Consider the following 23402-nt stretch of genomic DNA (forward strand, 5'->3'; position numbering starts at 1 on the left):
TCGGCTGACTAGACTTAAGTTGATAAAAAGGAGGGGAAAATTTGTACACAGACCTGCTGATCCTGCTCTTCGCCGCCGTCCTGCTGGTGGCAATTTTCCGACGCTTCGGCTTGCCGGTGATCCTCGCCTACCTGATTGCCGGCGTACTCCTGGGCCCGCACGGGCTGGCGGTGATCACCGGCCAGTCGATCATGCAGACCATCGCAGAGCTCGGGATCGTCTTTCTGATGTTCTCGCTGGGGCTGGAGTTCTCCCTCCCCAAGCTGCTGGCGATGCGCTATCTGGTGTTGGGAGTAGGCGGCTTGCAGGTGCTGCTCACCTCACTGCTCTTCTTCTGGTTTGGCTGGCATCTGGGGCTGAGTCTGGCGCAGGCGCTGGTGGTGGGGGGCACGCTGGCGCTCTCCTCGACGGCGGTGGTGATCAAGCAGCTGGGTGAGCAGAAGCAGCTCCACACCCGTCGTGCCCAGTTGGGGGTGAGTGTGCTGCTGTTTCAGGATCTGGCGGTGGTGCCCCTGCTGGTGATGATCCCCATTCTGGCCGAGCCACAGGTGCAGGGCAGCGCGCTGGCTGCCGAGATCGCCTGGGCAATTCTCAAGGGGCTCTTCGCCCTGTTGAGCCTGCTGGCGGTGGGCAAGTGGCTGTTGCCGCTGCTGTTTCACGAGGTGGCGCGGGCCCGCTCCGATGAACTGTTCGTGCTGAGCGCCCTGCTGGTGGCACTGCTGGCCGCTTTCATGACCTATTCGCTCGGTCTTTCGATGGCGTTGGGGGCCTTTCTGGCCGGCATGATGCTGGGGGAGTCCCACTATCGCCATCAGCTTGAGGTGGACATCAAGCCCTTTCGCGATGTGCTGATGGGGCTCTTTTTCATCACCATCGGGATGAACATGGACTGGGTACTGGTGGCACAGGCATGGTGGCAGGTGTTGCTCTGCGTGGTGGTGCTGGTGCTCTGCAAATCCCTGCTGGTGTTGCTGGCTGGCCGACTGATGGGGGAGCGCAAGCGCGACAGCATGGCGGCTGGCATCATGTTGAGTCAGGTGGGGGAGTTCGGCTTTGTGCTGCTGGCGTTGGCACTCCACCACGGCCTGCTGGATCCGCAACTGGTCTCCCGGCTGATCGGCATCGGCATCATCTCCATTGCCATGACCCCCTGGCTGGTTACTCAGGCCCACTCGCTGGCACGCAGTCTGACCGACCCGGCGCTGTTGACCCGCTCCGAAGTCGCCCAGTCGGGGCTCAGCAAGAGCCAGCACGTCATCATCGCCGGGTTTGGCCGGGCGGGGCAGACCTGCGCCCGTTTTCTCAAGCTCGAGGAGATCCCGTTTCTGGCGCTCGACCTTGACCCCGAGCGGGTGAGCGAAGCAAAGCAGGCAGGGGAGCAGGTGGCCTTTGGCGATGCCAGCCGGCGCGACATCCTGCTGGCGGCCGGTCTGTTGCGGGCCCGGCTGGTGATCATCACCTTCGACGATCGCAAGCGGGTGGAGGCGATGCTGGCGTTGATCCGCGAGCTGGCGGGGGAGCTCAAGGTGCTGGTACGCACCCGGGATGACAGCTTTCTCGAGCAGTACAAGCAGGCGGGGGCGTTTGAGGTGATCCCGGAATCCCAGGAGGGGGCCCTGATGCTGGTCTCCCATCTGCTGGTCAATTGCGATATTCCCCTCGGGCGGGTGATCCGGCGCATGGAGCATGAGCGCAGCAGCCAGTATCGCTTTCTGCACGGCTTCTACTGGGGGGATCAGAGCGCCAACAATCTGGAAGCTGATCAGCTGCTGGAGCGCCTCCACCCATTGATGCTGCATGATCAGGCGTGGGCTGTAGGGCGCGAAGTGCGGGAGCTGCCGCTGGATGAGGTGAGGATCAAGGAGGTTCAGCGTGGCGATCAGATGCTGGAGCCTCGGGATGAGCTGACCCTGCAGGCAGGTGATCGGCTGATCCTGTTTGGTACCGCAGTCGCCATCGAGCAGGCGGAGCAGCGCCTGCTGGAGGGGCGCTGAGAAGGTTTACTCTCTCTCCCTCGGCTGAGGCTCGATGCCGAGAAAGTCGATCACCCGGGCCTGCTCCCTCAGGGTGTCCCGATAGCCCAGCTTGATCAGCTGCTGGCAGTAGCCCGGATAAAACATCAAAAAGCTGGCCAGACTGCTGGTCTCATCCCCCTTCACCCCCAACACGCGCAACAGGCGGCGCAACTGCACCGGCAGCTTGCGCAGATAGGCCAGCGCGATGGCATCGAGGTCTTCGCTTGGCTTGAGCACGCAGGTCTCCACCCGCTTCAGTTTGAGGCGATTGCGCTCCCGCTCCGGAATAAGATCCAGAGTCTGGTTGATGCGCCACAGCCGCTCCAGATCGGAGTTGAGGGTGTCGGTAAAGACGGTATCGAGCAGATGGCTGGCGATATTGGAGCTGGTGAGGTGGCCATGGTGGTGAGTGGGTGCCGAGTGCGCCGGTGGATCGAGCGTGATCAGCAGGATCCGCTCCGCCCCCAGATGGATGGCAGGACTGAGCGGGCTCAGCTGATGGATGGAGCCGTCGCCGTAGAACTTGTCGCCGATATGGGTCGCCGGAAAGACAAAGGGGAGCGCTGAGGAGGCGAGCAGATGATCCGAGGTGAGCAGGGTGCGCACCCCGCGCCGTCTGGCTCGCTCCCAGGGATGGTGGTCGGTTCGCCCCTGAAAGAAGGTGGTGGAGAGGCCGTCGTCGTAATCGGATGCCGTGATGGCGAGCGCCTCCAGACTGCCGTAGAGGATATTGTCATCGATGCGGTGATAGTCGATGAGCTGATCCAGCAGGCGGCGCAGCGGCGCGTTGTCGAACAGATGAAAGGCGTGGTTGGTGTCGGGATTGATGAGGCCGGCCGAGCCTTCGTACATCAGTCGCCACAGCAGGCGCCCCGGGTGAAAATCGAAGATGTGGTGGGTTTCGAAGCGGCGCCAGACCCACTCCAGCTTGCGCACCCCCAGATGAAAGCTGGAGGCGTAGCAGGCGAGTGCGGTGACGTTGATGGCCCCGGCCGAGGTGCCGCACAGAATGGGAAAGGGGATGCCGAGATTGCGCGGATAGAGCTCCGCCACGGCTTTGAGGGCGCCGACCTGATAGGCGGCGCGCGCTCCGCCTCCGGTGAGCAACAACGCTGTATTGGGTCTGGCCATATGCTGGCGCCTTATAGTGTTCTGACAAGGATGCTCCCACTGACAAATTAACTATAAGGCGCTGTATCAAATATAAAAACGGGCGCTTGCCCGTTTTTTTCATGACCCCCGGTCAAAGGGCCAGGAGAGGATTTTCCGGTCGTGCCAGCTGATCGAAGGCGGCGAATACCGGCGCACTGGCAAGAATGCGACCGTGGCCCAGACCCCGGGTGCTCACCAGCCGGGTATGCCCATCCTGGCTGGCCCGCAGGGAGTCGCTATGGGGGGCGAATCTGTCCTCTTCATCGTGCACTATGATGGCCTCGCCGCTGCGGCTGGCAAGGCGACCCAGTGGATCGACCGTGCTCAAGGGGTGCTGATACTCCTGCTCAATCTCCTTGACCACCGCATCGAACAGCCGGATGGAGTAGCCGGAGCGTGCCACCATGCCGTATAGCTGGGGCACATAGTCGAGCACCGGCGAGATGAGCAGCAGCGGCAGGCCGTCAAGATCCTGCTGGCGGCTGGAGAGAGTGACGGCGCCCCCCATGCTGTGGGCGATAACCCCATGGACAGGGCCCACTTCCGTTGCCAGCCGGGCGGTCAACTCGTCGAAGGCGCGCACGAAGCGAGGCAGGTGGCCGGTATGGCCGGCGCTGTGGCCGTGGGCCGGGTGATCGTAGGCTATTGCCGTAAAACCCTGTGCGGCGATATGGCTCATCAGCGGGTAGAACTGGCTGGCACTGCCTGACCAGCCGTGCATCAGCAGCCAGAGCGGCCCCTGACCGAGCCGGTAGCTCATCAGCGTCCCTTCGCTGGTATGGACGGCCTGCTTGACCAGACCGGCTGGCGCTGCGTTGTCCCGCTGGTTGCGCTGGGGGGTCAGCAGCAACTTGCTGGCGGTGCGCTTGGCATGGCCGGGGGCCAGGGTATGGTGCAATCGGGTGCCGATCCCCAGCAGCCATTTGCTCGGGCTGAAGCGGCGGGTGTTGAAGTAGATCTTGCTGCTCATGGTCATCCTGTCGTTTTTATGTGCGAACGGTCGTGCTTTTTTGTCGGTTTTAAAAAAGGATTGCCAGGAGATCAGCGCCAGCTGGCGAGCAGATCTTCCACTTCGGGCCAGAAGTGGCGGGCTGGATCCTGACACAGATTGAGGGCGTTGAACACCTGATCCGCCAGATAGAGGCCATAGAGGCGGTAGACGGCACGCCAGGGATCCATCCCCTCGCGCCACTCTCCCTCCAGCTGTCCCTGTGCGACCTGACGAGCCAGATAGTCGAGCCAGAAGCGCACCAGCTGGCGGGCGGCCTGCTGCACCTCGCCCTCCTGCGCCGAAGTCCAGGCATCAAGAAACATGCAGCGACCGGCAAAGCTCTGGTTCCAGGCCAGCCAGGCTTGCAGCAGGGCGAGCAGCTTGTCGTGCTGGTTCTGATGTTCCTGCTGGCGCACCGGCTGGATCACCCGCGTCCGAAACACCTCGGCGGCGTACTCCAGCACGGCGATCTGCAGATTGTCGCGAGAGTGGAAGTGGGCGAACAGGCCGCTTTTCGACATCTCGCAGGCATTGGCCAGCGAGCCGATGGTCAGGCTCTCCAGCCCTTGCTGGCTCGCCTGCTCGAAGGCTGTTTGCAAAATGTTTTCCCGGGTCAGGCGCCCCTTGCTCATCACGATCTCCTCATGGCTGGTGGCAGCATAAAGTACGATCGTGCTATTTGTCGAGCGGCAGATAAGTTGCTGGCAAGATGGGAGGGCTCAACCCTCCTTGATATCCATCTGTTGCAACGCGATGACCGCCTGAGTGCGGTTCTTGACCCCGAGTTTGCGGAAAATCGCCGTGATATGGGCTTTGATGGTGGCTTCTGAGACGTTGAGTTCCCAGGCAATCTGCTTGTTGAGGCTGCCGTCGCGCAGCATGATCAGCACCTTGTATTGCTGGGGGGTAAGGCTGGCCAGCTTGCTGGCGAAATCGGGGCCATCTTCCGATTCGGGGTGGAGCGAGATCCCCTCCGGTACCCAGTTATCGCCCCCGATCACCGTATTGAGGGCGGTGACCAGCTCCTTCATCGGCGCCGATTTGGGGATGAAGCCGAGCGCGCCAAGGCGCAGCACCTGCTGGATGATGGCGGGATCTTCCGAGGCGGATACCACCACGACCGGCAGGTCGGGATACTGGCCGCGCAGGTGAGCCAGCCCTTCAAAGCCGTTGGCGCCCGGCATCTTGAGATCGAGCAGCAGCAGGTCGACCTCCGGATGCTCGCCGAGGAGGTGGGTAAGGCTGTCGATGGAGTCCGCTTCCAGCAGATGGGCATCGTTGATGGCCATGTGCACCGCTTGATAGAGGGCGCCCCGAAACAGGGGGTGGTCATCTGCGATGACGATGGTAAATTGGCTGTCCATATCTCAGTTAATGGCTCACATGGTTGCTAACTGATTGTTTTGAAAAATCAAACTAGCATCGCTCATCGGGAGGGTCAAACCTGCCTGTGCGCAAATGTGAAGCGGGCGCCGGATGTCGTGCCAAGAGGCCGACGGGGCGTAAAGCGCAAGTCCCTGCAGGAGGCAAAGATGGGAGTTCTGGTATTGACGGTGGGCACGGGCTCCACCTGGGCGATGCGGGCGGCACTGGTACTGGCCATGAGCGGCCTGACATGGCAGGAGCAGGTGTTCGATCTGGAAGATGCCAAGTCGTTGGCGCGGCTCAAGCGGGTGGCGCCGGCCGGGCTGGTGCCCTGGCTCGAACACGATGGCGTGCGGGTACACGACTCGCTGGCTATCGCCGAATATGTTCACGAGCTGTGCCCCGATCGCCAGCTTTATCCCGCATCTCAGGCCGAGCGGGCTCTGGCTCGCAGCCTCTGCGCCGAGCTGCACGCCGGTTTTCGCCAGATCCGCACTCTGCTCCCCTTCTTCCTCGGTGCACCGACCCGCAGCGAGCCGCCGGTTGAGGCTGTGGGCGAGCTGGCCCGTTTGCAGGAGATCTGGTCGCAGGCGCGGGGCCTCTTCTACTTTGGCGAGGCGGGTATTGTCGACGCCTTCTATGCGGTGATGGCCTATCGGCTGGCCAGCTATGGTATCCAGTTGCCCGGTCAGGCGGGAGTCTATCAGCAGGCACTGCTGGCCTGGCCGTTGTGGCAGGAGACCCTGGTCAAAGCGCGCCTGCAGTGGCCGGCGGCTGTACGCCAGACGCAGTAAGCCGATAGACGTGCAAAAGAGAGGGGAGCCACTGGCTCCCCTCTCTTGTTTTCTCAGCCTCTTCGCCTCTATTTTTCCCGGCCGGCGAACACGATAACCACCTTGTCATCCCCCTTCTCCCGCACGAAGGCATAGGGGCTGTCGGCCAGCTTCTTGTGGCTGCCCGCCGCTACCGCCGGGTGGGCGGCACGGAACTGGCCGAGTCGCTGCCAGTGCTTGACCAGCTCGGCTTTCTCGCCGCCGGCCAGCTCCTGCCAGTTCATGTCCGAGCGCAGAGCCTGATCGAACACGCCGCCATCCTTGGCGAGCCCCCGGCCGGATTCATCGCCGTAGTAGATCTGGATACCGCCCGGCAGCAGCATAAAGCTGCTGGCAACCCGGCGCTGCAGCGGTACGTCCTGATAGTCGCCGAAGAACAATTTGGTGTCGTGGGAGCTGATGTAGCTCAGCACGTTGAACTCGGGGTCCTGATTGATGCGGCTGGCGTAGCTGGCATAGGTGGGCTCGGCGCTGGCCAGACACTGGGCCTGGGGCAGGGCGAACTCGCGCTGGTAGTCGAAGTTGATCAGCGAATCGAAGCCGTTCTGATACCAGAAATCCTTGGCAACCCCGTGATCCCACACCTCGCCCACCATGTAGAAGGGGAGGTCGTCGAGCTTCTTGGTCGGGTTGGCGGCTTTCCACTCCTTGAGTGCGGCTGTGCCAGCCTGCTTGAGGCGGGCCCATACCTCGGGCTCCAGATGTTTGACGGTATCGGCCCGAAAACCGTCGATGCCAAAGCGGCGCACCCAGTCGGTGTGCCAGGCAATGAGGTAGTCGCTCACGGTGGCGTTGGGCAGCGTCTTGGCGAGGGTGTCTTTTTTCGCGGCCAGCAATGGCGGCAGCCCCACCGGCTTGGTGGATTCGGTCAGGAAGTCCGGCAGCCCCGCCACCGAGCCGGTCACATCGTCGGTGCCAGGCTGCGGATAACCGGGCAGACCGGCGCGCACCCAGTCACCGCTCCACCACTTGTCCCACTTCGGCGACTGGTAGTCGATGAACTGGTTGTAGCCATGCCAGTTGAGGCCGCCACTCGGGCGCCACTGGTTCCAGACGGTCGGCAGCTTGTCTGTGTTCCGGGTCAGCTCGGTGAGCCCCAAATCCTGCAGGTCGGCGAGGGTGGCGTAACCGGCGTGGTTCATCACCACGTCGAGGATGATGCGCATGCCGCGCTTGTGGGCCTCGTCCACCAGGGTCTTGAGGCTCTCCTCGTCGCCGTAGTTGGGGTCAATTTTGGTGAAGTCGAGCGCCCAGTAGCCGTGATAGGCGTAGAAGGGGAAGTTGCCCTGCTCGCCGCCGCCAATGAAGCCGTGCACCTGCTCCACCATGGGGGTGATCCAGATGGCGTTGATGCCAAGCTGCTTGATGTAATCGAGCTTGGCGGTCAACCCCTTGAAGTCGCCGCCGTGCCAGGTGGCCACTTCATCCTGACCATCCTTCTGGCGCCCGAAGCTGTGGTCGTTGGCGGGATCGCCGTTGTTGAAGCGGTCGGTCAGCAGGAAATAGACGCTCGCCTGATCCCAGCTGAATGGCGCTGGCTTGGCCGCCTTGACCGGCTCAAGCAGCAGCAGGCCGCCGCTCTCTTTGCTCGGCGTCAGGGTCAGCTTGCCGCCCTTGACCACCCCTTGCTGGCCGGAGTAGGCATCCCGCAGTTGGGTGCCGTCGGGCCAGACTCCTTTCAGGGATACGGTAACCGGGCCGCCATCCCAGCTGATGCAGGGCTCCTCCGGCGGCTGGCGCTTGAACTCGCTCTTTTTGGTCGCCCGCAGCACTTTGAGGCTGGGGGTATCCGGGTTGAAGGTGAACTGATAATCCCCCGCCAGCATCACGCGCAGGTTAAAGCTCTGCCCCTTGCTGCACTTGTCCATGGGCTGGGCGGTGCCGAATGGGAGCGGTTTGCTCTCGCTCGGGCCAAAGCTGGTACCGCAACTGTTGCCCGCGTCGCTGATGCGGATCTGGTGGCCCCCCTTGGCGAGGGTGTGGGTCAGCTCGACCGTCCCCTTGTCCAGCGCGATCGGAGTCGCTACCGGCTGACCATCCACATAGAGGTGTACCTCGGGGGCGGCCATGGCCTGACCGATCAACAGAGGGTTGGCCAGCAGGGCGAGCCAGAGAGGGGACAAGTTGGGAGCGCAACGCATAAGCCATTCCTTGAGCAGGGCAGTTCGGACAAGGGCCCATTCTAGGAGGAGCAAAGAGAGCCTTGGATCGGCAAAATGCCGATTTGTGACATCAGTTCAAATGGTTACGTTTTCAAGCCGAGCAAAGTGTGACGAGGAGTGGCAGGGGAACACAGCCGATAAAAAGAGCGGCCATAAAAAATGCCGGTCAGTTGACCGGCATTTTAGGTTTCAGACATCGCCGTTATATCAGACGGTGAAGAACTTGAAGTTGACGAAGGCCACCGCGATGAAGGAGGCAACCATGCCGCTGATGCAGAGCACTGCCGGGCGCATGGCGGGCCAGCGATGGGTCAGCAGGATCAGCGCCAGCATGGTCGGGTAGAGGCCGAACATGTAACGCGGCATGGCGTTGAGGCCGGTCATCAGCGGAATGGTGCAGCAGATGAACATCAGGGTCGCTTCGGCCCAGCGCTTCTGGCTGAACAGATAGAGGTTCAGACCCCAACCGAAGATCACCATGATGGAGAGGTAGGCCTTGCGACCACCCAGCTCGAAACCGCTCAGCCACCAGTCCAGCGGGCTGTCCATATAACGGCCCCACGCCACCTGAATGTGCTTGAAGGCCATCGCATCACCGGTGAGGTGATAGAGGTAGAGCATGTAGGCGAAAAGGCCAAAGGGGATCATCCAGAGGGTGAAGACCACCTTGAAGGCGCGCTCGGTGAAGCGGAAGAACTCGCGCCAGCCGTAAGCCTGCAGCGCCAGGATCAGCACCGGGAAGACCATCATCACACCCAGGTTGCGGGTGGCGGAGATGAACACCCCGAGCAGTGCCACCATCAGCCACTGCTGCCGGTAGGCAAACAGGAACATCCCCAGCATCAGCGCCATAAAGGTCGACTCGGTATAACCGGAGACGAAGTAGGCGGAGAAGGGGGAGAAGGCCAGCAGCCAGACGCCGAAACGGGCGGTATCGTCACCCAGCTTGAGCTGGCGCAGCACCAGCAGCATCAGCGGCAGGCTGGCGAAGAAGGAGGCGTTGGCGACAATGATGAGGCCGATCAGACTCTCGACATTGAGCAGGTTGGAGATGGCGCCTGAGACCATCGGATAGAGCGGCATGAAGGCCCAGTTGGCCGCATTGCCCTTGCTCAGCCAGCGCGGGTAGAGGTCGTAGCCGTTTTCGATGATGCGCTGGAACCAGACGCAGTCGAATTGGCAATAGGCCTGCAGCGGCCCGATACCGGGAGTGCCATAGAGCTGGACACCGAAGTAACCCATGCCATAGAGGGCAACGCGGCTCAGCACGAAGGCGGCAATGATCATCAGCCAGTCACGGCCGCTGATGCGCAGTGAGGGGCGATAGGGGAGGCTGTCCCCGGGCAGGGAAGCGGTATTGGTCATGTCATTCATCAGGCAAAAACCCAGACGCGAGAGAGGATGTAGGTGAGTACAGTGACGGTCAGGGTGGCAATAACCACCGGGACGAGACCGGAGAGACCCGCAAACAGCAGACCGCTCAGGATCAGGTTACGCACCGCCAGCGAGAAGAGGGCGACCAGCAGAAACTTGCTGGCGGCTCCCTGCTTCTGGAAGGTGATGTAACGGTGACCGAAGAACGAAAACCAGAAGGCGACGGCAAAAGCCAGTGTCGTCACCAGATGTTCGGAGATGGTTGGCCAGGTGTGAAACAGGGCGATGGAGGTGCCCAGATCGACGAGGGTAGCCCCCCCGCCGACAAAACCGAAACGAACCAGCCGCCAGAATTCCTCGCGGGAGATCATCAGGACGCTTGCTCCTGCTGCTCTTGTTGCTCGTCATCCTGCTTGTTGCCCGCCTCCTTGGCGTACTGGCCGTAGACTCCCTCGATAAGGTAGACAGGGCGCTGTTTCACTTCCACGAACATGCGGCCGATATACTCGCCGATGATACCGAGGGACAGCAGCTGGATACCGCCGAGGAACAGCACCACCGACATCAGAGAGGCATAACCCGGGACGTCGATACCGAAGAAGAGCACCTGGGTGATGATTTTCAGGATGTAGAGGAAGGCAACCAGCGAGACGCTCACGCCCACGTAGCTCCACACCCGCAGCGGCCAGCTGGAGAAGCTGAGCAGACCGTCGAGGGCGAAGTTCCACAGTTTCCAGTAGTTGAACTTGGTCTCGCCAGCATGACGGGCGGGACGCTCGTAGGGAACGCCAACGGCACGGAAACCGGCCCAGGCAAACAGCCCCTTCATGAAGCGGTTGCGCTCGGGCAGTTGCTTGATAGCCTCAACCACCTTGCGGTCAATCAGACGGAAGTCACCGGCGTTCTCCGGCAGCTTGGTGCTGGTGGAGAGGGCGTTGAAGAAGCGGTAGAAGCCGCCGGCAGTCAGGCGCTTCATCGGGGTATCGGCGCTGCGATCGACGCGGATGCCGTAGACGGTGTCGTAGTCACCGGTTTGCCACAGTTTGACGAACTCCAGGATCAGGGCGGGAGGATCCTGCAGATCGACGTCCATCGGCACGATGGCGTCCCCTTTGGCCTGATGCAGACCGGCGGTGAGGGCTGCTTCTTTACCAAAGTTGCGGGCCAGGTTGACCAGGGTTACGCGGGGATCGCGGGCGATGGCCTGCTCGACCACTTCACGGGTGCGATCACGGCTGCCATCGTTGACGAATACAATTTCAAGCTGGTCTTTCAGCGGGGCCAGTTCGTTGTCTATCGCGTTGATGAAGGCATCGATGCTCTCTTCCTCGTTGTAAACGGGAACGACCAGAGAGAGTCGAAAATCTGGATACGACATAAGAACGTCCTTATTGGATAGTAGTTTTTATAAAACGGTGTTCAGGGCAAATATCACTGGGCAACGGTCAGGCGCACTGATTGAACGTTGATGGGGGTTGGTGCCGAGAGCGCCAGAAAATTGGGGCGCTTGGGATCTGCGGTGAGTGAATCCCCCGGCAGGCTGAGGCGGATTTCGTTAATTCCGGCCTTGGCCAGTTTGACCGTGGTGGTAAAGTCGTGACCGAGCGCCACCTGCAGCAGAGCCCCCGCTTGCGGGCTGTTGACGCGAGCGTGGATGGTCAGCTCTTCCGGATTGGCAGCCTGCTTGGGCAGCACGAAGTAGAGGCCGCCCTTGCCGCTCAGCTGGGTGCCTTCCTCGCTCGGCTTTTTAGCCCAGCCTTCGCTCGACAGGAAACGGCTCGGCTTGGTGAGGTTGAGCTCGTTGCCCGGCAGATAGGTCATGCTGGAGTTGTGTTCCCAAAAACGGGTTTTCCCCTCCAGATAATAGAGTCGGTAGGCCAGACTCACGTTAGGGTGAGCCGCCAGATAGAGGGTGTAAAGATAGAAACCGCTCAGCGCCAGGATGGCGGTCAGAAAACCAAACTTTTTATACGTCATATCACTCTCTACGCCTGACTGAAATTGGTAGGCAGATCTCGCGCATATGCTAATCCAATTGCAAAAAAAGCATAGTGGATCACAAAAAAATATTTGGTCACATATTAACCCCTTTTGCTCGATGCTCCAAACCCTACGCGACTGTTTGTTGATAAAACAAACATTATGGAAGTGGCTGATTACAAAGGAATGCTTCTCTTTGGCATAAGAAAAGGGTGCTGTTTGCTGCGTCATTTTCTTGCGGATGGCGTCACTGGCGTTACTGATAGTTCCAATAGCACTGATATGAGCCCCTTTTTTACCGGTTTACCCCTTCAGTCGGTCGAGGTGGCAGTCGATAAACCTGGAGCGTTGCGGGCTGACCTCATTAGCCAGGGCGTGGTTATCACACACCGGCTGACCACCTGCTCTGTAGCGGCTTTACGCATGTCGGTGCAGCACTGGTGAGCACCTTGCTTTTATATGGCGATTGGCGGTCGGATGCTGGCTCTTCCGCTCGCAGCGACGGGTGAATTGGCCGATTGCGATTCAATCAATGACAATGAAATTATCTGGTGGCGCTATGTTCCGGGGTGCTGGCAAAGTGATAGCCATTCACGCATCATGAGCAGCCGGACCAGAGGGTCTGACAGAGTGAACACATCGTTTTGAGGTATCCATGGGGATGAAGTATTGGCTGGCCCTTGCCAATCTGGTCTGGTTTGGCTGTTTGCCTGCCGGAGTAGTGCATGCGGCCGAGGCACAGGTGGTAGTCGCTGCCAGCAAAACCCAGCATGACTGGTATCAGGGCAGCAAGGCCGAACAGGCCCGTATCGAGTTGGAGCAGCAGCTGCAGGAAGCGGTACTTGCCCAGCTCCATCCCGATTTCTTCAAGCTCTGGCGACGGATGCAGGCAACCCCTGCTGCGGCGCGGGGCGCTATCTATGATGAAGCGTTCGCCAAGCTGAGTCGCTTTCAGTATGCCTGGCGCTCGATGGATCTGGTCTCCCGGGAGCAGATGAAGACGCTCAAGTTCGATCTGAACCGTCCCGTGGTCACCAAGCCAAGCGATGATGACCTGCTCACTCAGGTGAAATCGCTGCGCCCTCAGGTGGCTGAATATGATGCGGTTCGGGAGAAGGTCCACAAGCTTTTGGCGATGCCGATGGCCAACAAGTGGCCCACCCTCGACATGCCGACCCTGCGTGCCGGCGAGAGCTCTGACGAGCTTGGCCAGATCCGCACCATGCTCAACGAGCTGGGAGATAGCGCGCCTAGGCACGGCGATGCCATCTATGACGCCGATACCGAGCAGGCCATCAAGCAGTTCCAGCGTCGTCACGGTCTGACCGCCGACGGCGTGATCGGCCGTCAGACCCGCTCCTGGCTCAATACCGGGCCGCAAGTTCGTGCCAGCCTGCTGCTGCGTAACCTCTGGCGCCGTGATCTGGTCGACCAGTTGAGCAAGCCCCGTTATGTACTGGTCAACATTCCTGACTATCGCCTGAGCGTGGTGGAGTCCGGTAACGAGGTCTTTACCAGCCGGGTCATCGTCGGCAAGGAGCAGCGTGCTACGCCCATCCTCGCCAGCGAAATTCGTTCCATCGTGCTCAACCCCTCCTGGCATGTGCCGCGCTCCATTCTGAGCAAGGATATCCTGCCCAAGCTGAGTCGCGATCCTGCCTATCTGAGTCGTGAGCAGTTCGATGTGATCGATGGTGAGGGCAACCCGGTCCAGTTCACCGAAGAGGGGTGGCGCCAGGCGCTGGCCGCCGGTTTCCCTTATCGTCTGCGGCAAAAGCCGGGCGATCACAACGCGCTCGGTCGCTACAAGTTCTACCTGCCCAACAACGAGGCCATCTACCTCCACTCGACTCCGCGCAAATCCCTGTTTGAGCAGGGGGCTCGCGCCTTCAGCTCGGGTTGTATCCGGGTCGAGCATGCCGATGACCTAGCCGAACTGCTGCTGGCTGACTCCCGCTACCAGCCGGACAAGGTGGCGTCGATCCTCAAGGAGAGCGAGACCAAGTGGCTGCCGCTGACCAAGCCGATCCCGGTGTTTACTGTCTACTGGAGCAGCTGGATTGACGAAGATGGTCGTCAGCAACTGCGCAACGACATCTACGGATTTGATCGGGTCAGCTTCCAGAGCCGTCTGCTGTGATCCCAGCCACAGAGTGAAAAGCCCGGCCCCGGCCGGGCTTTTTCATGGGCGAGAGAGGTTTGACATGATCCCGGTCGGGAGGTAGTTTCAAGCGCCTGAACCGAACTCATTGAACAATCTTTATTCAACCATGTCGCTTGAATCTGCGATGGACGGACCCCTTATGCTGGAACAAGAGATAAGTCGTCGTCGCCTGTTGCTGGGAGCCGGTTGCCTGCTGGGTAGCTCGCTGGTCTCTTTCCCAGCGCTGGCAAGCCGCAGTACTACCGGTCGTGAACTGAGCTTTTTCAATCTCAACACCGGTGAGCGGGCAAGGGTCAGTTATTGGGAAAATGGCCGCTATCTGAATGACGGGCTGGCCGAACTGAACCATATCTTCCGCGACTATCGTCGCAATGAAGTGTTCGATATAGATACCAAGCTGTTCGATCAGCTCTTCCTGCTGCAGCACAAACTGGGGCGGCGAGGGGAGATCCAGCTCATCTCCGGTTATCGGGCGCCGGCGACCAATCGCCAGAAGCGCCGCAGAAGCCGCGGGGTTGCCAAGCATAGCTACCACACCCTGGGACAGGCGGTCGATGTGCGCATTCCCGGCGTGCAGCTGGCCAATCTGCGCAAGGCTGCGCTCCATCTCAAGGTCGGTGGCGTCGGCTACTACCCCCATGACAACTTTGTTCACCTCGACACCGGCCCTGTACGAAGCTGGTGAGCACCCGGGCCAACCTGTTAGGCTCCAATGATTGAGAGAGGAGAGACAGATGAAACGTCTGGTAACGGGGATCCTGATAGCCCTGGCATTGACCGGTTGCAGCAAGCTCAACCGCGACAACTACGACAAACTGAAGATGGGGATGAGCTACGCCGAGGCCAGCGCCATTCTTGGCAAAGCCGAGCGTTGTGACGATGCACTGGGTACCACCAGCTGTATCTGGGGGAGTGATGGCAAGAACATCAAGATCCGTTTCATCGCCGACAAGGCAACCTTCTTCAGTTCGGAAGGGATTAACTGAGGCTGCAAGAGCCCATGAAAAAAGCGCCATACCGGCGCTTTTTTGTTGTCCGCAATCCGGACGCTCTCGTCAAAAGCTGGCGTACTCAGTGGGTTGCGTACTGGTAGTTGAAGGTGGGCAATCCCCACTTGAAGCGAACTGCCAGGAGGCGCAACACAAAGCCGATGCCAATCGCTCCAAAGGCCGCCCAGTTGGTCGGCAGCCCCTGATCCAGCGCCAGGCAGTAGAGGGCTGCCGTGATGAGGGAAATGGCGGCATAGAGCTCGCGGCGAAACACCAGTGGAATGCGTTGGCAGAGCAGATCCCGCAGCACCCCGCCAAAGACCCCGGTCACGACCGCCATGATGCAGGCGATGCCGGCGCCATGTCCCATCTCCAGCGCTCTTGCTGCGCCGAAAATGGAGAAGACCACCAGACCTAGCGCATCGAGCGCCATAAAGAGCTTGCCGAGGTAGCGCATCAGCGGCGCCGAGATGACCCCGGCCATGGCCGAGCCCGCGACCAGCAGCACATATTCCGGATGCTCGACCCAGAGCAGGGGATAGTGCCCCAGCAGCACATCGCGGATGGTACCGCCGCCGATGGCGGTTGCCGAGGCGATGATCACCACACCAAACAGATCCATCCGTCGCCGGCCCGCTGCCAGCGCACCAGTCATCCCTTCGGCCACCAGGCCCAGCAAGAAGAGTGCATGTAACATGAGATATCCCAGGGTACGAGAAAGGCGAGCATCCTAACAACTCGGACTATATGGGACAAGCAAAGCAATATATCCATTATTTTAATTCATGCGAAAAAGCAAAAAGGCACCCTGATAGGTGCCTTTTTAATCACTGCTTGAGGATCAGCGGCGCAGCTGCTCCTGCCGGTAGTGATCGACCCAGATGGCGGTGGCGCCACAGATGGCGACCGGCATCACGAACAGGTTCACCACCGGAATGGCAGAGAAGAGGGTCACCAGAGCGCCAAAGCTGAGGCACTGGCCACGGCGCTGCTTCAAGGCATCGCGCATGGTGATGAAGTCGATCTTGTGGTTGTCGAACGGATAGTCGATGTACTGGATCGCCATCATCCAGGCGCTGAACAGGAACCAGAGCACGGGGGCTAAAGTCTGGCCGACCACGGGAATAAGGAAGAGGATGAGACAGCCGATCGCCTTGGGCAGATAGTATTTGAGCTTCTTCCACTCGCGCCCGAAGGTGCGCGGCACATCCTTGACGATATCGAGCATGCCACTGTCGTTGGGCGCCTCGCCGGTCAGGATCTGCTCCACCTTTTCAGCCAGCAGGCCGTTGAAGGGGGCGGCAATCCAGTTGGCGACCGAGCTGAAGATAAAGGAGAAGACCACCAGTATGGTGATGAGGGCGATCGGCCAGAGCAGGTAGTCCAGCCAGTTGAGCCAGGCCGGGATCTGCTGGTGCAGCCAGGCGAACAGGCCGTCGAGTTGCAACAGCAGAGCATAGAAGGCGCCGGCGAACAGCACGAAGTTGACCAGCAGGGGGATCAGCACGAAGGTGCGGATGCCGGGCTGGCGGATGAGGGAAAAACCGCGCAGGAAGTAATCTGCACCGCTGATTGATGCTTTGACCATATGGGGTGATTGGCTCATATGAGCTCCATCTGTGCATGGGAAGACAGTCAGCATATTACAAACAAGCTTTTGATTTGGTAAAGTCGCCTGCCCGCCTCCCCTTTATTTAGCCACTGATACAGGTCGCCATGCGTCTGAAACTGATCAAACTCGCCGGCTTCAAGTCGTTTGTCGAGCCGACCCGCATCGAGCTCAATGCCGACATGACCGCAGTGGTCGGGCCCAATGGCTGTGGCAAATCCAACGTGATCGACGCCGTGCGCTGGGTGCTTGGCGAGAGCTCGGCCCGCCATCTGCGCGGCGAGAACATGACCGATGTCATCTTCAACGGCTCCGTCAATCGTACCGCCCATGCCCGTGCCTCGGTCGAGCTGGTGTTTGACAATCCCCATAACCGGGTGCCCGGCGAGTTCGGCCGCTTTACCGAAATCTCGGTGCGTCGCGAAGTGCTGCGTGACGGCACCAACCACTATCAGATCAATGGCCAGAAGTGTCGTCGCAAGGATGTGACCGACCTCTTCCTCGGTACCGGTCTCGGGCCCCGCAGCTACGCCATCATCGAGCAGGGCACGGTAAGCCGGCTGGTGGAGTCCCGTCCCGCCGATCTCAAGCTCTTTATGGAGGAGGCGGCCGGTGTCTCCCGTTACAAGGAGCGGCGCCGCGAAACCGAACAGCGCATTCGCCATACCCAGGAGAATCTGGAGCGTCTGGGCGATATCCGCGGCGAGCTGGGCTCCCGTCTCGACCACCTCAAGGCCCAAGCCGAAACCGCAGAGCGCTACAAACAGCTCAAGAGCCGTTCACGCGCCGCTCGCGCCGAGTTGATTGGCTCCGAGCTGTGGGCGCTGGAGACTCGTCTTGGCGAGGCCAAGAGCGAGCTGGCGCAGGTCGAACAGGCATTGGCGGCGCTCGATGCCAAGCGTACCGCCGACGAGGGACGCCACGTTACCCTCTCGGTGGCCCGGCAAGAGGCGCAGGCCGAGCAAGCCAATCGGCAACAACAGATTTTCCTTGGCGGACAGGCCATCGCCCGTCTTGAGCAGCAACAGCTGCACCAGAGCGAGCTTGGCCGTGACTTGCAGGCGCGCACCCAGGCTCTCGGGGAACGCATCACCAGCCGCAAGGCGCAGCTGGCCAGCCAGCAGGAGCAGCTGACCGAAGGCGTGTTGAGAAACGAGCTGGAGGAGGCGCGGCTGGAGCAGTGTGAGCAGTTGCTCACCGAGCAGCAGGAAGCCCGACTGCGAGCCAGCGAGCAGCTTGAGCAGACCCGCCAGCAGCAGCAACAGTGGCAGCAGCAGGTGACTAGACAGCAGGGGGAGCTAAACCAGACCCGGGCACGGCTCGGTGGCCTGCATGAGCTGCAAGCCAAAACCCGACTTGCCCGCCTCAAGCTGGAGGATGAGCGCTCCGGCCCCATCGGCGCAGAGGATGCAGATCTGCAACCGACCCTCGATACGCTGGGGGGCGAACTGGAGTTGGGCCGAGCGGCGGCCGGGGAGCTGGCAGCGCAGCTTGCGCAGGCCATTGAGGAGCATGAAGCGCTCAAACTCGCCCACAGCCAGCAGCAGGGGTTGCTACGGGAACTGGAGGCGCGCCTGACGACGCTGGATCAGATCCTTGGCGAGCAGATGGAGGGGGCGACTCTGGCGGATTGGCTGCAAGTTGCCCCTGAATGGGCACAGGCGCTCGACAAGGTGCTGGGCCGCTGGCTCACCGCGACCCCTGCGGACGAGTGCAATCCGGCTTTGGACGGACTCTGGATTGGCCCGGCACTGCCAGCCGTTGCCGGCACCCTGGCCTCCTTGATCAGCGGTGATCACGTTCCCGCCTTCCTCAATGCCATCTGGCTGGCCGATGACAGGGAAGAGGCGCAGGCTCGCCAGTCAACCCTGCTGGCCGGTGAGTCGGTACTGACTCCTGCCGGAGACTGGTTGGGGCCGAACTGGGCGGATATTGGACAGGGCGCCGCGCTCGGTACCATGGCGCTGCTGGGTGAACGTGAGCGGTTGCACACCGAGCAACGCGCTGTAGCCGACGCGCTGGCACAATTGAGCGAGCTGCTGGCAGCCGCTGATCAACGGCGGGCACGCATCGTTAATGCGCAGGAGTTGTCGCAGCGAACCCTGCGCGAGCAGGAGCAAAAATGGCAACAACTGCGCGAAGCCTGGAGCTTGCAGCAAGGTCAGCGACAAGAGCGGCTGCTGCGGCTCGGCCAGCTTGGCGAAGAGCTGATCCGCCTCGATAAAGAGCAGGCCGAAGAGGCGCAGCGGCTGGCCGAGACCGAGCAACAGCTGGCGCTCGAAGAGGCGCGTCTGGCCGAGTTGCAGGAGCAGGGCGAGCCCCTGAGCGAAGCATTGCAGGCGGCTCAGGATTTGGTGGGGCGCTGCGAGCGAGCGCAGGAAGAGGCTCGCGGGCGGCGCGAGCAGCAGCAGGCGACCTGTCAGCGTTTGCAGCTTGAGCTTGGCAACCTGCGTCAGCTGATTGCGCTTGGTGAGGAGGAGCTGGCAAGGCTCGGGCTGGAGCTGGCCGGACTCAAGAACCCGGAGAACGAAGCGATTCCTGATCTCGCCCCTTTGTTGGCGGAGCAGCGCAATCTGGAGGCGCAGCAACTCGCCTGCCATCAACGGCTGGCGGAGCTGGAACGTCAATTGAGCGAGCTGGATCAGGCGCGCAGCGCCGATCACAAGCAGCTGGTGGTGCTGCAGGAGAAGCTGGCGACCCTGCGCCTTGAGCGCGAGCGCAACCTCACCCGTCGGCAAGGGTTGCACGAACAGTTCGAAGAGCTGGGTATTCGACTGGTGGATCTCGATCAGGCGGTGCTGATTGCCGCTGATCGCGGCAAGCTGCGCCAGGAGATCCAGACGCTGGAGACGCAAGTGGAGGCACTTGGCGCCATCAACCTGGCTGCGCTGGAAGAGTACGAAGAGGCGAAAACGCGAGCAACTTATCTGGAAAACCAGTGCCAGGATCTTGAGCAAGCGCTGGAAACCTTGAGCCAAGCCATTAAAAGAATTGATAAAGAGACACAAATACGCTTCCGGGACACTTTCGATAAGGTCAACGAAGATTTAAAATCCCTCTTTCCAAAAGTGTTTGGTGGGGGCAGTGCCTGGCTTGAGCTCACCTCCGATGATCTTTTGGAGGCCGGAGTGAGCATCATGGCGAGACCTCCGGGTAAGAAGAATGCTACCATTGCCCTGCTTTCCGGGGGGGAGAAGGCGTTAACCGCACTTGCGCTGGTTTTTGCCATCTTCAGACTCAATCCAGCACCTTTTTGTCTGCTGGATGAGGTGGATGCACCGCTCGATGAAGTGAACGTCGGTCGCTTCTGTTCTCTTGTCAAAGAGATGTCGAGCACAGTACAGTTCGTTTACATCAGTCATAATAAGGTCTCCATGGAGATGGCTGAGCAGCTGGTTGGCGTCACAATGCAAGAGCCCGGAGTTTCTCGCATTGTGTCGGTCGATATCGGTGAAGCCGTCGCTTTGGCTGAGCAAAACTAGAAAGAGAAGCAGCTAATGCAGGAATTGCGTTACATCTTGGTTGCCCTGGGCGGTATTGCTATTGCGGCATTGCTCATTCACGGGTTGTGGAGCAACAAAAAGAATCGTCAGGCACCGATCAAAGAGAAACCGCTTGGCCGGATGGAGTCCAAGTCACGTAATCGTGACGATGATGCGTTCGACAGCGATGGCATCGGTCAGGTGCGTGTGGTCAGCAGTGGTCGTCGCGCCGAGCCCAAGCTCCATCGTGACGAAGAGAGCCGCCAGCCGGAACTCAGCCGTCGCTCCTCATTGCCTGCCTTTGATGATGAAGATGACGAGGACGATCTGCCGCCACCCGTTGTGCGCAAGCCTGCTGCCCGTCCGGTTCCTCCGCCGCCTCCTGTCTATGAAGAAGAGGAAGCATACGATGAGCCTCAGCCCGAAGTGGTAGAGGAAGAGCCTGCTGCCCCCGTGCGCAAGCCGGCGCAGGTCAATCGTCGTACCCCGGTTTACCGCTCCCGTCCCCAGCGTGAGCCTGTCATGCAGGTTCAGGATGACGAGCCGCTGGTCGAGCCAGCCTATGCAACAGCGCCGACTTTTGGCGTGCGCAACGAGAGCGTGCGTGCCGAGCCGGTGCGCGCTGCCGAACCCGAATACAAGCCGCAGCCCCGTCACGTTGCTCCCGAGCCCGTGTATGAGGAGCCGGTCTACGAAGCGCCGGTCGAAGAGCCGCGCGTTGTTGCCCAGCCGGTCGAGAAGATTTGGCAGGACGTTTATGTCATCAACCTGATGGGACGTCCGGGCCACGAGCTGCAAGGGGCGACCCTGCTCTCCTCCCTGATGGCGCTTGGCTTCAAGTTTGGCGAGATGGATATCTTCCACCGTCACGAAGATGCCAACGGCAAGGGTGAAGTGCTCTTCTCCATGATCAACATGGTCAAGCCGGGCACCTTCAACCCGTACCGGATGGAGCAGTTCACCACGCCGGGTGTCTCCCTGTTCATGCAGCTGCCCCTGCGCAGCAATGCCGCGTTTGCCTTCGAGGACATGCTGCAGGCAGCCGATCAGCTGGCCAGCGATCTCGATGCGATGCTGACCGATATGGAGCGCAGCCCGCTGAGCGACGAGACTATCGCCCGTTACCGTCATGAGCTGGCAGCCTACGAGGCCAGCCGCGACTAATACGCCATGCGGGTCGAATGAATCAAAGTGCGGTACCTTGGTACCGCATTTTTGTTTCTACCCCGACCGGATTTTCAATCACACTTCGAGACTTTTTCATGAGCGATATCCTCTCCCGCCACCGTCAACTGTGTGAGCTGCTTACCGAATATGGTCATCAGTACTATGTGCTGGATAACCCGACCGTACCGGACGCCGAATATGACCGTCTGATGCGCGAGCTGATCGCGCTGGAGGCCGACCACCCCGAGCTGAAAACCCCGGCTTCCCCGAGCGTGCGGGTCGGTGGCCAACCGCTGACTGCCTTCAGGCAGGTGCGTCACGAGATCCCCATGCTGAGTCTGGACAACGTCTTTAGCAGCGAAGAGCTGCTGGCCTTTGAACAGCGCATGAGTGATCGCCTCAAGCGTGAAGTGCGTTTCGAGTTTTGCTGCGAGCCCAAGCTTGATGGCCTGGCGGTGAGCCTGCTCTATGTAAATGGTCAGCTGGTGCAGGCCGCGACCCGGGGCGATGGCGCTACCGGTGAGGAGATAACCGAGAACGTGCGTACAATCAAGGCCATTCCGCTCGCATTGCGGGGCTCTGGTTGGCCCGATCGGCTTGAGGTGCGTGGCGAAGTCTTTATGCCCAAGGCTGGTTTCGAGGCGATGAACGCCAAGGCACTGGCCGCAGGCGAGAAGGTGTTCGTCAACCCGCGTAACGCCGCCGCCGGCAGCCTGCGTCAGCTTGATTCACGTATCACTGCCAGCCGTCCCCTGAGCTTTTACGCCTACGGCGTCGGTGTCGGCGGCGAGCAGCTCGGTGGCTCTCACTTCGGTCGCCTCAATCAGCTCAAAGAGTGGGGGCTACCGCTTAGTCCCGAGGTGAAACTCAAAGAGGGGGCTGCCGGTTGTCAGGCGTTCCACGACGACATTCTGGCCCGCCGTGGCGAGCTGCCTTACGAGATCGACGGCGTGGTCTACAAGGTGGATGCCATCGCTCTGCAAGAGGAGCTCGGCTTTGTGGCACGCGCGCCGCGTTGGGCGACCGCCCACAAATTCCCGGCGCAGGAGGAGATGACCCTGCTTGAGAACGTCGAGTTTCAGGTTGGCCGTACTGGCGCCGTGACGCCGGTGGCCAAGCTCAAACCGGTGTTTGTCGGCGGCGTGACTGTCTCCAACGCCACTTTGCACAACGCCGACGAGATCGAGCGCCTTGGCGTCATGGTCGGTGATACCGTGATCGTGCGCCGGGCAGGGGACGTGATCCCGCAGATCGTGGCCGTGGTAGAGGCACAGCGCCCTGTTGATGCGCGCGAAATTCTCTTCCCGACCGAGTGCCCGGTCTGTGGCTCGGCAGTGGAGCGGCTGGAAGGAGAGGCGGTTGCCCGCTGCTCCGGCGGTCTGTTCTGCGAGGCGCAGCGCAAGGAGGCGATCAAGCACTTCGCCGCCCGTCGTGCCATGGATGTGGACGGCCTTGGCGACAAGATTGTTGAGCAGCTGGTAGACAAGGGGCTGGTAAAGACTCCCGCTGATCTGTTCAGCCTCAATGCCCTCCAGCTGGCCGGGCTTGAGCGGATGGGGCAAAAATCGGCACTCAATCTGGTAGCCGCCATCGATGCGGCGCGCAGCACCACCCTGCCGCGCTTCCTGTTTGCCCTGGGGATCCGCGAAGTGGGGGAGGCGACTGCGCTCAATCTTGCCAACCACTTCCTCACCCTGGATGCCCTGCGCGCAGCCTCGGTGGAGCAACTGCTCGACGTGGCCGACGTAGGCGATGTGGTGGCCAAGCATGTCTACTACTTCTTGCGTCAGCCCCATAACGTGGAGGTGCTTGAAGCCTTGCTGGCTGCCGGCATCAACTGGCCGGCCATCGAGAAGAAAGAGGCCGCGGAGCAACCCTTTGCCGGCAAAACCTTCGTGCTGACCGGCACCCTGACCACCTTGTCGCGCAACGATGCCAAGGCGGCACTGCAGGCGCTGGGAGCCAAGGTGGCTGGCTCTGTGTCAGCCAAAACCGATGTGCTGGTCGCGGGGGAGGCGGCTGGTTCAAAGCTCGCCAAGGCGCAGGAGCTGGGTATCACCGTCTGGAGCGAAGAGGAGCTGCAACAGGCGTTGCAGGGCTGAGTGGCCCGCAGGCTGAG

Annotated in this window: 20 protein-coding genes; 9 read left to right on the forward strand and 11 right to left on the reverse strand. The window is 60.8% G+C overall.

Going from position 1 to position 23402, the window contains the following annotated elements; genetic code table 11:
* Nucleotides 1-41: 41 nt before the first annotated feature.
* Nucleotides 42-1994, forward strand: coding sequence for a monovalent cation:proton antiporter family protein (locus AAHA41_RS01775; RefSeq protein WP_165791375.1), 1953 nt, complete (start codon nt 42-44; stop codon nt 1992-1994).
* A 6-nt stretch (nt 1995-2000) separates the two neighbouring features.
* On the opposite strand, the gene AAHA41_RS01780 is transcribed toward AAHA41_RS01775, so the two are convergent.
* The 4 genes from AAHA41_RS01780 to AAHA41_RS01795 all read right to left on the reverse strand — a co-directional run bounded on the left by AAHA41_RS01780 (nt 2001) and on the right by AAHA41_RS01795 (nt 5522).
* On the reverse strand, nt 2001-3146 hold the full coding sequence (locus AAHA41_RS01780; RefSeq protein WP_323069626.1) for a patatin-like phospholipase family protein: 1146 nt from the start codon (nt 3144-3146) through the stop codon (nt 2001-2003).
* A gap of 112 nt (nt 3147-3258) precedes the next feature.
* Complete coding sequence (locus AAHA41_RS01785; RefSeq protein WP_323069628.1) at nt 3259-4137, reverse strand: alpha/beta fold hydrolase; 879 nt, start codon at nt 4135-4137, stop codon at nt 3259-3261.
* Between the two features lie 71 nt (nt 4138-4208).
* Complete coding sequence (locus AAHA41_RS01790; RefSeq protein ID WP_323069631.1) at nt 4209-4790, reverse strand: helix-turn-helix domain-containing protein; 582 nt, start codon at nt 4788-4790, stop codon at nt 4209-4211.
* A gap of 87 nt (nt 4791-4877) precedes the next feature.
* On the reverse strand, nt 4878-5522 hold the full coding sequence (locus tag AAHA41_RS01795) for a response regulator transcription factor (protein ID WP_033115787.1): 645 nt from the start codon (nt 5520-5522) through the stop codon (nt 4878-4880).
* Nucleotides 5523-5690: 168 nt separating this feature from the next.
* Between AAHA41_RS01795 and AAHA41_RS01800 the strand changes: the two genes are divergently transcribed.
* Nucleotides 5691-6317 (forward strand): glutathione S-transferase, encoded by a 627-nt coding sequence (locus tag AAHA41_RS01800; protein WP_323069633.1) that lies wholly within the window; start codon nt 5691-5693, stop codon nt 6315-6317.
* A 68-nt stretch (nt 6318-6385) separates the two neighbouring features.
* Here the strand turns inward: AAHA41_RS01800 and AAHA41_RS01805 are convergent, their stop codons facing one another.
* From AAHA41_RS01805 to AAHA41_RS01825, 5 genes are all read right to left on the reverse strand, one after another.
* On the reverse strand, nt 6386-8497 hold the full coding sequence (locus AAHA41_RS01805) for an alpha-amylase (RefSeq protein ID WP_323069635.1): 2112 nt from the start codon (nt 8495-8497) through the stop codon (nt 6386-6388).
* A gap of 228 nt (nt 8498-8725) precedes the next feature.
* On the reverse strand, nt 8726-9892 hold the full coding sequence (locus tag AAHA41_RS01810) for a hypothetical protein (protein ID WP_033115784.1): 1167 nt from the start codon (nt 9890-9892) through the stop codon (nt 8726-8728).
* Nucleotides 9892-10263, reverse strand: a complete 372-nt coding sequence (locus tag AAHA41_RS01815; RefSeq protein ID WP_033115783.1) for a GtrA family protein — start codon at nt 10261-10263, stop codon at nt 9892-9894. Before AAHA41_RS01815 ends, AAHA41_RS01810 begins: the two co-directional genes overlap by 1 nt.
* Nucleotides 10263-11270, reverse strand: a complete 1008-nt coding sequence (locus AAHA41_RS01820) for a glycosyltransferase family 2 protein (protein ID WP_042032891.1) — start codon at nt 11268-11270, stop codon at nt 10263-10265. Before AAHA41_RS01820 ends, AAHA41_RS01815 begins: the two co-directional genes overlap by 1 nt.
* A 53-nt stretch (nt 11271-11323) precedes the next feature.
* Nucleotides 11324-11869 carry a hypothetical protein gene (locus AAHA41_RS01825; RefSeq protein ID WP_033115781.1) on the reverse strand — a complete coding sequence of 182 codons (546 nt, stop codon included), beginning with the start codon at nt 11867-11869 and terminating at the stop codon, nt 11324-11326.
* Between the two features lie 165 nt (nt 11870-12034).
* On the opposite strand from AAHA41_RS01825, the gene AAHA41_RS01830 reads away from it, so the two are divergent.
* The 4 genes from AAHA41_RS01830 to AAHA41_RS01845 all read left to right on the forward strand — a co-directional run bounded on the left by AAHA41_RS01830 (nt 12035) and on the right by AAHA41_RS01845 (nt 15022).
* Nucleotides 12035-12316: a hypothetical protein gene (locus AAHA41_RS01830; protein ID WP_323069639.1), complete on the forward strand. Its 282-nt coding sequence runs from the start codon at nt 12035-12037 to the stop codon at nt 12314-12316.
* A gap of 211 nt (nt 12317-12527) precedes the next feature.
* Nucleotides 12528-14012 (forward strand): L,D-transpeptidase family protein, encoded by a 1485-nt coding sequence (locus tag AAHA41_RS01835; RefSeq protein WP_104015431.1) that lies wholly within the window; start codon nt 12528-12530, stop codon nt 14010-14012.
* A gap of 163 nt (nt 14013-14175) precedes the next feature.
* Nucleotides 14176-14721, forward strand: a complete 546-nt coding sequence (locus AAHA41_RS01840; RefSeq protein WP_033115779.1) for a YcbK family protein — start codon at nt 14176-14178, stop codon at nt 14719-14721.
* A 49-nt stretch (nt 14722-14770) separates the two neighbouring features.
* On the forward strand, nt 14771-15022 hold the full coding sequence (locus AAHA41_RS01845) for a lipoprotein (protein ID WP_041208149.1): 252 nt from the start codon (nt 14771-14773) through the stop codon (nt 15020-15022).
* An 85-nt stretch (nt 15023-15107) separates the two neighbouring features.
* Here AAHA41_RS01845 and AAHA41_RS01850 read toward each other — a convergent pair whose 3' ends face one another.
* On the reverse strand, nt 15108-15722 hold the full coding sequence (locus AAHA41_RS01850) for a trimeric intracellular cation channel family protein (RefSeq protein ID WP_033115777.1): 615 nt from the start codon (nt 15720-15722) through the stop codon (nt 15108-15110).
* Nucleotides 15723-15866: 144 nt separating this feature from the next.
* Nucleotides 15867-16631 carry a sulfate transporter CysZ gene (gene cysZ / locus AAHA41_RS01855; protein ID WP_108612952.1) on the reverse strand — a complete coding sequence of 255 codons (765 nt, stop codon included), beginning with the start codon at nt 16629-16631 and terminating at the stop codon, nt 15867-15869.
* A gap of 110 nt (nt 16632-16741) precedes the next feature.
* On the opposite strand from cysZ, the gene AAHA41_RS01860 reads away from it, so the two are divergent.
* The 3 genes from AAHA41_RS01860 to ligA all read left to right on the forward strand — a co-directional run bounded on the left by AAHA41_RS01860 (nt 16742) and on the right by ligA (nt 23385).
* Nucleotides 16742-20116 (forward strand): AAA family ATPase, encoded by a 3375-nt coding sequence (locus AAHA41_RS01860; protein WP_323069641.1) that lies wholly within the window; start codon nt 16742-16744, stop codon nt 20114-20116.
* Between the two features lie 15 nt (nt 20117-20131).
* Entirely contained in the window at nt 20132-21280 is a 1149-nt protein-coding gene (gene zipA / locus AAHA41_RS01865) for a cell division protein ZipA (RefSeq protein ID WP_071912154.1), read from the forward strand.
* A gap of 98 nt (nt 21281-21378) precedes the next feature.
* Complete coding sequence (gene ligA / locus AAHA41_RS01870) at nt 21379-23385, forward strand: NAD-dependent DNA ligase LigA (protein WP_203977186.1); 2007 nt, start codon at nt 21379-21381, stop codon at nt 23383-23385.
* Nucleotides 23386-23402 lie beyond the last annotated feature (17 nt).

Origin of the sequence: Aeromonas sp. SER, assembly GCF_038739615.1 — a bacterium.
Classification (GTDB): domain Bacteria; phylum Pseudomonadota; class Gammaproteobacteria; order Enterobacterales; family Aeromonadaceae; genus Aeromonas; species Aeromonas jandaei.